The sequence below is a fragment of the Acinetobacter sp. FB genome (genome assembly GCF_056033405.1).
The window spans coordinates 1611772-1625463 of record NZ_CM148502.1; the positions used below are offsets into that span (position 1 = coordinate 1611772).

At 37.5% G+C, this 13692-nt stretch carries 14 protein-coding genes; 4 read left to right on the top strand and 10 right to left on the bottom strand.

Annotated elements, in window-relative coordinates:
• Positions 1 to 39: 39 nt before the first annotated feature.
• From AC0JIQ_RS07470 to AC0JIQ_RS07505, 8 genes are all read right to left on the bottom strand, one after another.
• The gene (locus tag AC0JIQ_RS07470; RefSeq protein WP_005160016.1) at positions 40 to 336 is read right to left on the bottom strand and encodes a cyd operon YbgE family protein; all 297 of its coding nucleotides are present in this window, start codon (positions 334 to 336) and stop codon (positions 40 to 42) included.
• A 4-nt stretch (positions 337 to 340) separates the two neighbouring features.
• The gene (gene cydX, locus AC0JIQ_RS07475) at positions 341 to 442 is read right to left on the bottom strand and encodes a cytochrome bd-I oxidase subunit CydX (protein WP_002120988.1); all 102 of its coding nucleotides are present in this window, start codon (positions 440 to 442) and stop codon (positions 341 to 343) included.
• A 14-nt stretch (positions 443 to 456) separates the two neighbouring features.
• Entirely contained in the window at positions 457 to 1602 is a 1146-nt protein-coding gene (gene cydB, locus AC0JIQ_RS07480; protein ID WP_004662310.1) for a cytochrome d ubiquinol oxidase subunit II, read from the bottom strand.
• Positions 1599 to 3176 (bottom strand): cytochrome ubiquinol oxidase subunit I, encoded by a 1578-nt coding sequence (locus AC0JIQ_RS07485; RefSeq protein ID WP_004662309.1) that lies wholly within the window; start codon positions 3174 to 3176, stop codon positions 1599 to 1601. Before AC0JIQ_RS07485 ends, cydB begins: the two co-directional genes overlap by 4 nt.
• Entirely contained in the window at positions 3176 to 3367 is a 192-nt protein-coding gene (cydP, locus tag AC0JIQ_RS07490; RefSeq protein ID WP_004662308.1) for a cytochrome oxidase putative small subunit CydP, read from the bottom strand. Before cydP ends, AC0JIQ_RS07485 begins: the two co-directional genes overlap by 1 nt.
• A gap of 547 nt (positions 3368 to 3914) precedes the next feature.
• Positions 3915 to 4526, bottom strand: coding sequence for an OB-fold-containig protein (locus AC0JIQ_RS07495; RefSeq protein WP_161793994.1), 612 nt, complete (start codon positions 4524 to 4526; stop codon positions 3915 to 3917).
• Between the two features lie 22 nt (positions 4527 to 4548).
• Positions 4549 to 4854: a Rieske (2Fe-2S) protein gene (locus tag AC0JIQ_RS07500; RefSeq protein ID WP_087545480.1), complete on the bottom strand. Its 306-nt coding sequence runs from the start codon at positions 4852 to 4854 to the stop codon at positions 4549 to 4551.
• Between the two features lie 16 nt (positions 4855 to 4870).
• Positions 4871 to 5884, bottom strand: coding sequence for an adenosine kinase (locus AC0JIQ_RS07505; protein ID WP_046738441.1), 1014 nt, complete (start codon positions 5882 to 5884; stop codon positions 4871 to 4873).
• A gap of 181 nt (positions 5885 to 6065) precedes the next feature.
• Between AC0JIQ_RS07505 and AC0JIQ_RS07510 the strand changes: the two genes are divergently transcribed.
• The 4 genes from AC0JIQ_RS07510 to AC0JIQ_RS07525 all read left to right on the top strand — a co-directional run bounded on the left by AC0JIQ_RS07510 (position 6066) and on the right by AC0JIQ_RS07525 (position 11666).
• Positions 6066 to 6845, top strand: coding sequence for a COG4705 family protein (locus AC0JIQ_RS07510; RefSeq protein ID WP_474203139.1), 780 nt, complete (start codon positions 6066 to 6068; stop codon positions 6843 to 6845).
• Positions 6846 to 7007: 162 nt separating this feature from the next.
• Positions 7008 to 9947: an insulinase family protein gene (locus AC0JIQ_RS07515; RefSeq protein WP_474203140.1), complete on the top strand. Its 2940-nt coding sequence runs from the start codon at positions 7008 to 7010 to the stop codon at positions 9945 to 9947.
• Positions 9948 to 9968: 21 nt separating this feature from the next.
• Entirely contained in the window at positions 9969 to 11138 is a 1170-nt protein-coding gene (locus AC0JIQ_RS07520) for a phospholipase A (RefSeq protein WP_474203141.1), read from the top strand.
• Positions 11139 to 11666, top strand: a complete 528-nt coding sequence (locus tag AC0JIQ_RS07525; protein ID WP_474203142.1) for a cysteine peptidase family C39 domain-containing protein — start codon at positions 11139 to 11141, stop codon at positions 11664 to 11666. It begins immediately after the preceding gene.
• Here AC0JIQ_RS07525 and AC0JIQ_RS07530 read toward each other — a convergent pair.
• Both AC0JIQ_RS07530 and AC0JIQ_RS07535 read right to left on the bottom strand, forming a co-directional pair.
• On the bottom strand, positions 11654 to 12991 hold the full coding sequence (locus tag AC0JIQ_RS07530; protein ID WP_241306893.1) for a TrkH family potassium uptake protein: 1338 nt from the start codon (positions 12989 to 12991) through the stop codon (positions 11654 to 11656). The two genes, AC0JIQ_RS07525 and AC0JIQ_RS07530, sit on opposite strands and share 13 nt — an antisense overlap.
• 1 nt (position 12992) lies before the next feature.
• On the bottom strand, positions 12993 to 13643 hold the full coding sequence (locus AC0JIQ_RS07535; protein WP_004662292.1) for a potassium channel family protein: 651 nt from the start codon (positions 13641 to 13643) through the stop codon (positions 12993 to 12995).
• Positions 13644 to 13692: the final 49 nt, after the last annotated feature.

Genomic DNA, 13692 nt, shown 5'->3' on the forward strand with positions numbered 1-13692 from the left:
GGAAGCCATGCTTCCTCTTTATATTTGATTTGTTAAAGATTAATTACCAATCCAAATATAATAGCCTAAAATCATCAGAGGCCATGCAATATAAGGACTAAATAACCATTTCCATAACCAAAATCTTGGTATAAACCCAACACCATGAATAAAACCGCCAGAAATACCGACCATGACGAGCATCAGCATACTGTGGTTGTAGTGACCATTGGCATCTAACATTAATGATGGGTGTACCAATAAAATAGCAGCAAGTGGCAATGCCAACAAAAACGAAACGGTCATTGCAAGCACTTGAGCTTTACTATTCTTCGGTGTTGTCATTGCTTCAGCCATTTTATTATTCCTCATCTAAATCTTGATGGTGTTCGATATAGAGCGCACTGAGTACACCTGCGAAGCATGCCATCAAAATGCCTAGAATCCATGCAAAATACCACATTTCACATCTCCTCATTAGTACAAACTATGTGAATTTTCTTCAATGTGTTTGTTAGTGATGACACCCCACATTTTGTAATAAGACCAAGAGGTATAGATCAAAATGAGAGGAACAAAAATACAAGCAGCAACAGTCATTACACCAAGAGTTTTGTGACTAGAAACAGCATCCCACATAGTTAAACTTGATGTTGGATCGATACTTGATGGCAATAAGAATGGGAATAATGCAAAACCAGCAGTTAAGATCGCACCCACAATCATCAGACTCGTACCTGTAAAACTTGCAGCTGCCTTACGTTTTCCAGCACTAAGAATAACCAATAATGCACCTAGGATTGCAACAATTGGTGCAGCCATAGTAATTGGATAGGTTGAGTAGTTATTCAACCAACCATGGTTTGCATTAGTTACAACTTCTTTTGCAAGTGGGTTTAATGCAGCATTAGTATTAACAGCAGTAGCATAACTATAGCCTGAGATATTTCCAAAGAATAACCAAGCGCCAGCCGCTAAGAAACATACAAGGAATGCGATTGCCATAATTTGAGTTGCTTTAGCCGAACGGTTATGTAAATCACCATCAGTACGAAGCATTAACCATGCACCACCGTGAGCAGATAACATTGACAAACTCACGATACCGCAAATCAGCGCAAATGGATTCAATAATGCAAAGAAGCTGCCTGTGTATTGTGAACGTAAGGTATCGTCTAAGCTAAATGGTACGCCCAAAAATAAGTTACCAAATGCAACACCGAATACTAGTGCCGGCACAGCACCACCAATGCATAAACCCCAATCCCAAGAAGTACGCCATTGAGTATTTTCTAATTTAGAACGGTAGTCAAATCCAACAGGTCTGAGGAATAGCGCAAATAGAACGAGTAGTAATGCCCAATACATGCCAGAGAAAGCGACAGCATAAACCATTGGCCATGCAGCAAAAAGTGCACCACCAGCGGTAATAAACCAAACTTGGTTACCATCCCAGTGTGGTGCAATCGTATTGATTGCAGCACGTCTTTCAGAATCAGTTTTACCTACAAATGGCATCAGCGCCATTGAGCCCATATCAAAACCATCAGTGAGGGCAAAGCCAATCAGTAATACACCAACCAATACCCACCAAATAATTTTTAGGAGTTCATATTCGATCATGATTGAGCCTCCCCAGTTTTTGCAGCTAGTTTTTCAAAATGATATTTACCAGTGTGCAATGAACTTGGACCTAAACGAGCAAATTTGATCATTAAGTACATTTCAATAATGAGAAGTACTGTATAGAACGCAGCAAGTGCAATAATTGATCCCCATACATCACCTGTACTAACACTTGATGCAGAGAGGTGTGTAGGCAAGATTTCACCAATAGACCACGGTTGACGACCGCCTTCAGCTACATACCAACCTGTTTGAGCTGCAATCCAAGGAAGAGGAAGCGCAAATAGAGCGTATTTAAGTAACCAAGGTTTGTTCTCTGCATTGCGTTTTGCAACAGCCCAAGTTGCTAGGATGAATAGCAATAACATGAGGAAGCCAGAAGCAACCATCGCACGGAAAGAGAAGAACAATGCAGCTACGTTTGGAATTGTATCTTTAGTTGCCGCTTTAATATGATCCTCAGTTGCATCAACAACATTTGGAGAATATTTTTTCAATAACAGACCATAACCTAAGTCTTTTTGATTTTTCGCAAATGAAGCCATAAGTTCAGGTGAGCGATCACCAGCACGAAGCTTTTCTAGCTCACTATAAGCCACCATACCGTTACGTATACGTACTTCGTGTTCTTTCATCAGATCATGTAAGCCAGTGACTTGTTTGTCTGTAGAACGTGTTGCAATGATACCCATAACATATGGAATCTTAATTGCATAATCTGTACGCATCTCATGTTGGTTAGGAATACCAAATAATGTAAATGCAGCAGGTGCAGGTTCAGTGTGCCATTCAGCTTCGATTGCAGCGAGTTTAGTTTTTTGAACATCGCCTAGCTCATAACCTGATTCGTCACCGAGTAAGATTACAGATAAGCTTGATGCTAAACCAAAGATTGCAGCAATCGCAAAAGAACGACGCGCAAACGGCAAGTCACGTTTTTTTAGTAAATAGTAACTTGAGATTGCAAGAACAAAAATCGCGCCTGTTACATAACCAGCAGAAACGGTATGAACGAATTTAACTTGAGCAACAGGGTTGAAAATCAACGCTCCGAAGTCTACAAGTTCCATACGCATGGTTTCATAGTTAAATGCGGCGCCAACAGGGTTTTGCATCCAACCATTTGCGATGAGAATCCACAAGGCTGACATATTAGAGCCAATCGCAACTAGCCAAGTTACACCTAAGTGTTGAACTTTAGAAAGACGATCCCAGCCAAAGAAGAATAGACCAATAAAAGTCGATTCTAGGAAGAAAGCCATTAAGCCTTCAATTGCAAGCGGTGCACCAAAGATGTCGCCTACATAGTGAGAATAATAAGCCCAATTGGTACCGAACTGGAATTCCATCGTTAAACCAGTAGTTACACCTAAGGCAAAGTTAATCCCGAAGAGTTTCCCCCAAAATTTGGTCATGTCTTTGTAAATTTCTTTACCAGAAATCACATAAGTGGTTTCCATGATGGCAAGAATAAAAGCTAGACCTAAAGTTAGAGGGACGAAAAGAAAGTGATACATTGCGGTCATTGCAAATTGGAACCGCGAAAGATCGACCACGCTTTCAGAAATCATCAACGTGTCTCCTGAGTTTTGGACATATCGCCAGCAATACGCTCGGCAACTTCATTGTTAAAATCTTTTGGAATCGTTGGGGCATCAAACCAGATATGTTTAATCACCATGAGAAGCACAACTTTAATAATAAGAATGATTGTGATTTCTCTGATTAATCTTCGATTTGGATCTTGAGAACTCATGTTCATAGAACTTCGCCTCATATTTAAAAAACATGTAAAACATTATTAAATAAAATTCATTAAAAATAAACCTTTAAGGGCTTTAAAATGAATTCATTTAATATTATTTATAAAAATCAATTAATTATATAAATTTGATCAAATTTTGAAAATATTATTATTACCCAACTAAAATAATATGAATTAATTTAAAAAACTGATTAAAACAGTTGTATTTATATTTTTAAATCTGATTAAAAAGGTTTGGTTTATAATTAATTTAAGAAAAATTAAACCAACTAAAATAGTATGAATATAAAAAATATAATATTTACAATCATTTAAGGAATTGATTACACAATTAAATAATTTTTATAATGGATTCTGCACAAAACCTAGTGTATTGGTAGAGTTTGGTTTAAAAAATGTGTGAAATATCATCCTTCATTTTGGTCTGAAAGTTAGATCAATAGATTGATGAAAATGGAAGAGGCGATTGCAATATTTATAAACTTTCTTTTTGTAACATATTGTAATTTTGAATGGGGTGATCAAAATTTTAACGATATAGGTCTTAGTCTGCGGTAAATAACTTATTGGAGATAGAGATTTTTTTTGCAATATAGTGAGAATTTGATTTTTGGCTGATCAGCAGTACTTGTGACTGTAACTCTAATTCGCCGTATTCTGGTTCAACTTGCACGTAATACAGTTGACCAAACTCATTTCGAACGCGTGCTTGAGCTGAGAAGCCTGGACGAGCATTACCGGTAGAAATTGTTGCTAAGCGACCCACTAAATTGATATGCGTATGCGTGACTTTAGGTTTAATCACTTGGTCAAGACAATGAATCATAAACACTGTAAAAAAGATGTCGATAATCAAAGCAGGAACAAAAAGATAGTAAGGCGAGATAAAGTAGTGTTGTAAAGCAAAAAATGAAAGCTCTAGAAAATAACCTGCAAAACTAAAATTGATGAGTAAAAATACAAATATTAAGTATTTAGAAAATTTTACATCTAATAGCGGTGAATTTAATAACCACTCTGGTGTCATTTTCTTTACGAGATGACTTGGACGTAACCCAATAAAAATACCAATTGTTTCTGCAATGCTGAGCAAAATCAAAGCCACTACGCTCATGTGAAATGGCATAAGGTAGTAATTTAAAAAAAACTCAGTCATCGCAGAATTCATGATCTAGGTATTAGTCAATATAAATACCACCATCAGAGTGTACTTCCAAATTTACTTTTTCAAGGAATTCACCTAGACATGGTCCTGAAATACATTCACCAGTTTCTACTGAGAATAATGCTCCATGAGTTGAGCATTGGATATACTCACGATCCTGATCTAAAAATTGATTTTCTAAATACTCAAGTTCAGTTTGCAAATGTGGGCAAACATTTTGATAAGCGTAAAAGCTACCATCTTTCTGAGTAATAAAGATTGTTGTTCCTTTCATGGTGTCATATGCACGAGACTCACGATCTGGAACTTCCTCAGTCATGCAAATCTTTTCCATTTTAAGCATATTCCTGTTGAGAATTTTTAAATTGTTCAAATAATTTGGCATAGTTTTCAACGGCTAAGCGTGGACCAAATTGTGCAACAACTTCACTAGAAATTAAAATAGCCAGTTGAGCCGCAGCTTCTAAAGTTAAACCAGCGTTAATGGCATATAAGAATGCACCAGCAAAAGCATCGCCAGCACCGTTAGTATCAACGGCATGAACTTCGCGACCAGCAACGTGGAATTGTTGTTCAGGGTCAATGATGACTGCGCCATTTGCGCCTTGAGTGATGACAATATGTTGATTCTTTGATTTTAAAACTTCAATAGCTGCATCAAGTGTTTCAGTATTACTGAACATTAGCGCTTCTTGTTCGTTACAGAATAACAAGTCGACGCCGTCATCTAATAATTCTTCTAGGCCTTGACGTGCATATTGCACCATTGCAGGATCAGACAGTGAGAGGGCAATTTTAACGCCATGTGCTTTGGCAAGTTCACGTGCTTGTTTAACAGCGACACGAGCAGTATCACTTGTCGATAAGTATCCTTCGATATAGAGCCATTTTGCAGCTTTTAACGGTTCAAAATCGATTTGTTCAGCAGTTAATTCAGCGGTAATGCCTAAATATGTGTGCATAGTACGTTCTGAATCAGGACTGATCAGAACCATACATGTGCCTGTTACACCTTCACTAATTGATTGTGCAGCGGTTTTAATACCTGCTTCATTTAAACCATTCAAGTAGATTGAACCTAGGTCATCATTACCTACACGGCACCCGTAAAAAGCTGTACCACCTAGAGCACTGAATGCAACAGTTGTGTTTGCAGCCGATCCACCACTTGCTTGACCTTTATAGTTTTGGGTGTCTTGTAATTGTTGATATAAAGCAGCTTGAGTTTCACCATCGGTCAACTGCATTGTGCCTTTTTGCAAAGCTTGCTGTGTTAAAAACTCATTTGAGACTTTAAATTCTTGGTCAATCAGCGCATTACCAATTGCAAAAAGATCAACAGTTGCCATGTTTGTCATCACATTAAAAAATCAAAAAGCAAAGTTTACACTAATGCTCAGGATTACAGTAGTTTGTTGGAAAAATTAGCGTAGCTCTAAATAGTTAATTGTTGCGTTTATCTGTTTTAATTTTTATTTAAGCGGACCAATCAAGAATAAATATATTTAATAAAAAAAGAGCCGAAATTCTATGGCAATACCTCATGCGACAACTTCTAGTTCACATGAACTTTTGTCAAAAGTTCCACAAGTCACAGCTTTATTCTGGGTGACTAAAATTTTTGCCACAACATTTGGAGAGACGGCTGGAGATGCTGTCTCCATGTCACTCAATGTAGGTTATTTGATTAGCACTTTTATTTTTGCTTTCATTTTTATTGCATTGGTTAGTTTCCAGATTCGTGCAAAAACGTACCAACCATTTCTATACTGGTTCACGATCATTGCGAGTACAGCAGTTGGAACGACGTTGGCTGACTTTATGGATCGGTCTTTGGGGATTGGTTATATCGGTGGCAGTTCATTATTATTGTTGTTGGTCTTGTTGTCTTTATGGGTATGGCACACATCTGAAGGTAATATTTCGCCAGATACGATCAATAATGTTTGTACCGAATGGTTTTACTGGATCACAATCACTTTTTCACAAACACTCGGAACAGCTTTGGGTGACTGGTCTGCTGATACTGTCGGTTTGGGTTATACAGGTGGAATTGCTTTATTTTCTGGATTGATTTTATTGCTTGTTGGCCTGCACTTTTTAACAAGAGTATCGAAAACCTTATTATTCTGGGCTGCTCTTGTATTGACTCGTCCATTGGGCGCTGTAGTTAGAGATTTTTTGGATAAGCCACTCAGTTCTGGAGGGCTGGACTTGAGCCGTTTTATAGCTTCTATAGTATTGTTGGTGGTTATCCTTGGGTGTGTATATTGGTCGAAACACAAGCACACTCGCTTAAATCCAACGTAAATATTCTTATATTCGATGAAATCACAGAGAAAAAATGCGTTGAATTTTGGTTGGCGCATTTTTCTACAAAAACATACCAATTTACATGGATATCCATGTGTATTCTTCGGTAGACTCTCTATATTAAATTAGTGTTATTTAAATAGATAAATTGGAGATCACATGACTGTAGATGTTACTGAAAGCATTACTCAAACTATTCATCCCGCGTTTCAGCTATTACGTCAACACCATGTAGAAGCACTCGATATTCAAGTTTCAGAATATAAGCATAAAGTAACTGGTGCTGTTCACTACCATTTGGCCACAAATCATGATGAAAATGTATTTTTGGTGGCATTTAGAACTCAACCTATGGATTCTAAAGGAACAGCTCATATTTTAGAGCATACAGCTTTATGTGGTTCTGAAAAATTTCCTGTACGTGACCCATTCTTTTTAATGATTCGTCGTTCATTAAATACCTTTATGAATGCGTTCACAGCAGCAGATTGGACAGCTTATCCATTTGCGACACAGAATAAAAAAGATTTTCAGAATTTATTGTCAGTGTATTTAGATGCTGCATTTGCTGCAAATTTGAACCCTTTAGATTTTGCTCAAGAAGGGATTCGTATTGAGTTAGAGAATGATCAAGCCGTTTATAAAGGTGTGGTGTTCAATGAAATGAAAGGAGCGATGAGTTCACCTACAGATCAGCTCTATCACCAATTGGCACATCATTTATTCCCTGAAACGACTTATCATTATAATTCAGGTGGTGATCCAAAAGACATTCCTGATTTAACCTACGAACAGCTTGTTGATTTTTATAAAACACATTATCACCCAAGTAATGCAGTTTTTATGACTTTTGGTAATCAAACTGCCTATGATTTACAGGAGCAGTTTGAAAAATTAGCATTAAATAAGTTTTCTCAGGGTACAACATTATATTCAAAACCTGAAAAACGTTTATTAGCACCAATAGAAGTGACTGAAAGCTATGCAGTTGATAGCGAAGACCTAAAAGATAAAACTTATCATGTGATGTCATGGTTACTACCTGAAACAAGCGATATTAAATTGCGTTTAGGCATGCGTCTAGTAGAAGGAATTTTATTAGAAAATTCAGCATCGCCATTGCGCCATTATTTAGAAACTTGTGGTTATGCACAGTCAACGGGTCCATTGATGGGAGTTGATGATAGTAACTTTGAAATGACATTCTATTGTGGCGTACAAGGCTCGAATGAAGAACATGCTGAAACATTTAAAAATGGTGTTTTAGATATTTTGAAAGAGGCTGCTTCAAAACCAATTGACCGTGATTTGGTTGATGCGATTTTACATCAAATTGAATTACATCAACGTGAGATCAATGGTGATGGTACGCCGTATGGTTTAAGCCTTATTTTGAATGGTCTAGGTAGTGCAATTCACCACAATGACCCAATTCATGTATGGGATGTGGATTCTGCAATTGAGCAAGTGAAAGAAGAATTGAAAGACCCAATGTGGTTGTCTAATTTAATTCAAACCCATTTGTTAGATAATCCGCATCGTGTACAAATGACTTTAGTGCCAGATGCGACCAAATCAGTAAAAGAGCAACAGGCTGAACAAGCACGTTTAGCTGAAATTACTGCTAATTTGACAGAAGATCAAAAAATTGAAATTCAGCAAAAAACTGAAGCATTAAAAGAACGTCAAGACACAGCTGATGATCTTGAGTTACTTCCTAAAGTTGGTTTGGAAGATGTACCTGCGGATTTGCATATTGTTCAAGGCCAACTGCGTGAGATTATTAGTAATGGTTTAGACACGCCATTAAATTTATATCATGCAGGCACGAATGGCATTTACTATCAACAAGTTTTGATTCAGATTCCAGACGAAATCGTACAGTCTCCTTATTTCAACTTACTTTCAATCTTGATGGGTGAGGTTGGCGCAGGTGAGCATGATTATTTAGAATTCCAACAAATCCAAACGGCTGTAAGTGGCGGTTTGGGGATGGGAGCATCTTTACGTAGTAAAGTGGATGATAAAGATCGAATTAGTGCTTGGTTAACACTGACGACAAAATCACTTACGCAAAAGTTAGATTCTATCCAGTTATTGAAACTTGCCTTTGAGCAGCTGCGTTTTGACGAAAAAGATCGAATTATTGAATTATTGCAACAACGTAAAACCCGTTGGCAGTCACGCTTGTCTGGTTCTGGACATAGTTATGCAATGCAAATTGCTTCTCGTCAAATGAGTGCATTAGCTCGACGTGACTATCATAATACTGGTTTAGGCGCATTGAATTGGCTTACTAACTTGGTGAATAAGATTGATCAGGATGATACGGCTTATGAAGCTTTAATCGCTGAATTACAAGCAATCCATCGCAAGTTATTACAAGCACCTAAACAGTTTTTATTGGTTTGCGAAGAACATCAATCTGATCGTTTAGTTGAAGAGATTCAAAACGTTTGGGATAAACTGGCTGTCGATAAATCACCTGTAAGCTTAACCGAAGTTGAACAAATCAATACAGAAAATGATGAAGCTTGGCTCATTCAGACGAATGTTCAATTCTGTTGCTCTGCTTATCAAGCCGTCGATGTTGCACATGCAGATGCAGCACCATTGATGGTATTGGCTGCGTATCTGCGTAATGGTTTCTTACATAGTGCCATTCGTGAAAAAGGCGGTGCTTACGGTGGCGGTGCAAGTTATGATGGTAATGCTTGTTCATTCCGTTTTTATAGTTATCGCGATCCACGATTAGTTGAAACATTTAATGATTTTGAAGCAAGTGTGCAATGGTTATTTAACGTTGAACAGCAACCATATCAACTTGAAGAGGCAATTCTTGGATTGGTCGCAGGTATGGACAAACCTGGTTCACCTGCTGGCGAAGCAATTACTGCTTGTTATGCATTATTGCACGCACGTACGCCAAAATTCCGTAGAGTTTTACGTGAGCGCTTATTAAGTGTGAGTTTGGAAGATTTGCAGCGTGTTGCAAAACAATATTTATTGGAACAAAAACCAGTAAAAGCAGTTGTTGCGCCATTTGCTAAACGTGATGAGCTACAAGCACTTGGATTTAATATTCAGCAAGTTAATTAAAATAAAAAGTTGGAGATATCTATGGCGTTCAAATCTTTTGAGCGGGGTCATTTGGAGCTTGGTGTCGTTATGACACTGAGCGCTTTGGCTAGTTCTATGGTCAATGCGCAGACAACTACACCTGCAGCACCAGCAACAGTAGAGGCTTGTGTCGCTTTGGCTTCAAATGCAGATCGTTTAGCTTGTTATGATAGCCTTTTTAAAGCTCCAACAGTTATCGCACCACAAGTTCAAGCAGCCGAACCAATCATTGCGGTAGCTACTCCATCGGTAGAAAACAAAAATGAAAAAGCTGAACCTACGACTTTGCGTGATAAGGTTGTTCAAAAAGTAAGTGATTTGCACATCTTAGGTGCTGCGCCTAAATTTGATCCAAATATTTCATTATTAGATCGCCGTTGGGAACTTTCTGAAGAAAGTAAACTGGGTGTGTGGAATATTCGTGCTTATCAACCCGTTTATTTGCTGCCCGCATTTTGGACCAGTGATAAGAATGAATTTCCTAGTAGCCCCAATCCAAACAATACTGTTAAAGATCAACAGAACTTAACATCTACAGAAGCTAAGTTTCAAATCTCTTTAAAAACTAAAGCCTTAGAAAATATTTTGGGTGATAATGGCGATTTGTGGTTGGGATATACACAATCTTCCCACTGGCAAGTTTATAATTCTGAAGAATCAAGACCTTTTCGTGAGACCAATTACGAGCCTGAAGCAAGTTTGATGTTCAGAACGAATTATGAAGTTTTAGGTTTAAATGCGCGTCTATTGGGTGTGACTTTAAATCATCAATCTAATGGCCGTTCTGATCCCTTATCACGCAGTTGGAATCGTGTAATTTTTAATTTAGGTTTTGAAAAGGATAATTTTGCCTTAATGTTACGTCCTTGGTATCGCGTCGAAGAAAAAGCCAAAGATGACAACAATCCTGATATTAAAGATTATATGGGGCGTGGAGACCTCACGGCATTCTATCGTCACGATGATAACGATTTTTCGTTGATGCTACGCCATTCTTTAAAAGGCGGTGATCGCTCGCATGGTGCTGTTCAGTTTGATTGGGCATTTCCAATTAAAGGTAAATTGAGAGGTCATTTGCAACTATTTGATGGTTATGGTGAAAGCTTGATCGATTATAACCATCGTGCGACCTATGCTGGTTTAGGTGTTTCTTTGATGAATTGGTACTAAATGAGTTTAAATATTCCTGAGTCATTGCTTCGTCTTGAAGCAAATTGTGGTGTATTCGCACTCTGGTTGATCTTGAAGCAATATCATACACATATTGATATTGCTGACTTGATTCAATTATGTGGTCATGACCAAGACGAAGGAACGTTCACTATTGCATTAGCCGTTGCACTGAAAAAATTAGATTTTGCTGTCTCTTTTTATACTGATCCCGATCCAAATATCGATGAAAAAGAGAAACAAAGTTATGTTGATGCACAACGTCTTAATATTCCGATTCACGCTGCTTTAACGTATGCAGAGATTCAAAATGCTTTTGAAAATGGTAAGTTTGTCATCGTTTTTTATGACACTTTACTGGGTATAGGGAATCAATCCTTGATTTATTCAATAGACGAGCAAGAGATTAGTTTCTGTGATCATTTTGAAGTAATGTCAAAAAGTACGTTTGAACAACAACGCCAAGCTGATGGAATATGTAAGCAAGTGATTGTGGTTGACCAATATTCAGAGTTTTATCCGATCTGAATATTGGCGTTTGCATGTTTTAAACGACTTTTCTTTGGTGTAGCAATCAGGTAGGCGAGTGTTAATGGCCCAAGTCGACCGGTGTACATCAGTAAGCTCAAAACAAATAAGCTACCATCATGCAATTCACCTGTAACACCTCGAGATAAACCAACAGTGCATGCAGCCGAAACAACTTCAAACATAAGATCTAAAACATCTAATTTAGGTTCAAGTAAGAAAATTATGAAACAGCCGATAAACACTAACATACCTGTAATTGCTGTCACGGCAAGCGCTTTATAGGTTGTTTCCTGCGAGACTGAATGATTGAAAATACGAATTTCTTCATTACGCCGTAGAAATGAAATCACACACAACAGCAATATTACAAAAGTACCAACTTTAATACCACCTGCAGTACTGAGCGAACCACCACCAATAAACATCAATAACATGGTGAGTAGTGCTGTGCTGTGTTCCATCGAACCTGTATCAATCGTATTGAATCCCGATGAACGAGGTACTGTAGCTTGGAACCAAGCATTCATGGCTTGTTCACCAATATTCATTGAACCTAAAGTAAGTGGATTGTTGGCTTCTAAAAGCCAAATCAAAATAAAAGCCACAATATTTAGTGTCGCGATTGCACTGAGGATTAGCTTGCTATTCGGTGTAAGTTTACTCCAGCGTTTATTTTGTTTAACGTCAATTAAAACAAGAAAACCAATTCCACCCAACGTATATAGCGTACTAATGGTTAAACAGATAAGATAATGACCTTGGAAATTTATTAAGCTGTTATTGAATAGCGAAAAACCCGCATTGTTGAATGCAGAAATACTGTAGAAAATTGAATAATATAATCCACGGTCAAAGCCATAAATAGGTATAAAAGATGTACTTAAGATAATAACGCCAATCAGTTCAAAAAAAAGTGTATAAATCACTACACCTTTTGCCACAAAAGTTACTTTAGATAAGCTGGTTTGACCTAAGCTATCTTGTGCCATCATTTGTTGTTTGAGCCCGAGTTTGGGCGCTAGACTTAAGGCTGCCAAAATAGCAAAAGTCATAAAACCCAAACCACCTGTTTGAATTAATAAAAGAATAATAACTTGCCCGAGATGATTAAAAGACTCATTTAAATTCACTACAGATAAACCTGTAATGGTTACAGCCGATGTTGCTGTGAATAAGGCATCCATCCAGCTCAAATTGCCTTTATTGGCGATGGGGAGTTTGAGTAATAGTGTTCCAATGATAATAAAACTCAGAAACCCAATCGCTAATAAGGAGGGTGGACTTAAGTTAAAAATTTTTTGAGTATTTATTTTTATAGTCATTTTATACAAAACATCCTGAGAGCTTTCGGAGATGGCTGAGCGAGCCTTCTAAAATAAGTACGTCTCCAGCCTGTAGAGTAAAATTCACATCGGTTTCATATAGAATTTGTTGATCACGTTTAAGTAATAAAAGTTTGATATTGGGTTCTTGTTTTAAGATGCCTGATAAATTCACATGATTCAGCTTTTCTTGTACTGGAACTTTGACAATATAATGATCATCATCCAAAGCCATATAACGGCTAACCATCGGATAATTTAAAGCCTGAGCAACCCGCACACCCATGTCTTCTTCAGGGTGAATAATTTTACTGACGTTTAAATGGGAGAGGATAGTGTGGTGGGCTTTAGTTTTGGCTTTAACGAGGATTTTATCCACCCCTAAATTTTTTAGATTTAAAACACAAAGAATACTGGCTTCAATATCTTCACCAATCGCGACCACGACGGCATCACAATTTTGGATATTCAGTTCTTCTAATACATGTTCATCGGTTGCATCTGCAATCACGGCATGGGTAATACGATCAGCTAAGCTCTCAACATTACGTTTGATGGTATCAATCCCAATCACATCATGATTGAGTTTGGTCAGTTCTAAGGCAACAGTTGCTCCAAAACTACCTAAACCAATGACTGCAAACTGTGCCATAATAATCCTTAACTAAATGATAAAAGTATCTTTTTATTTATTCTAAGGT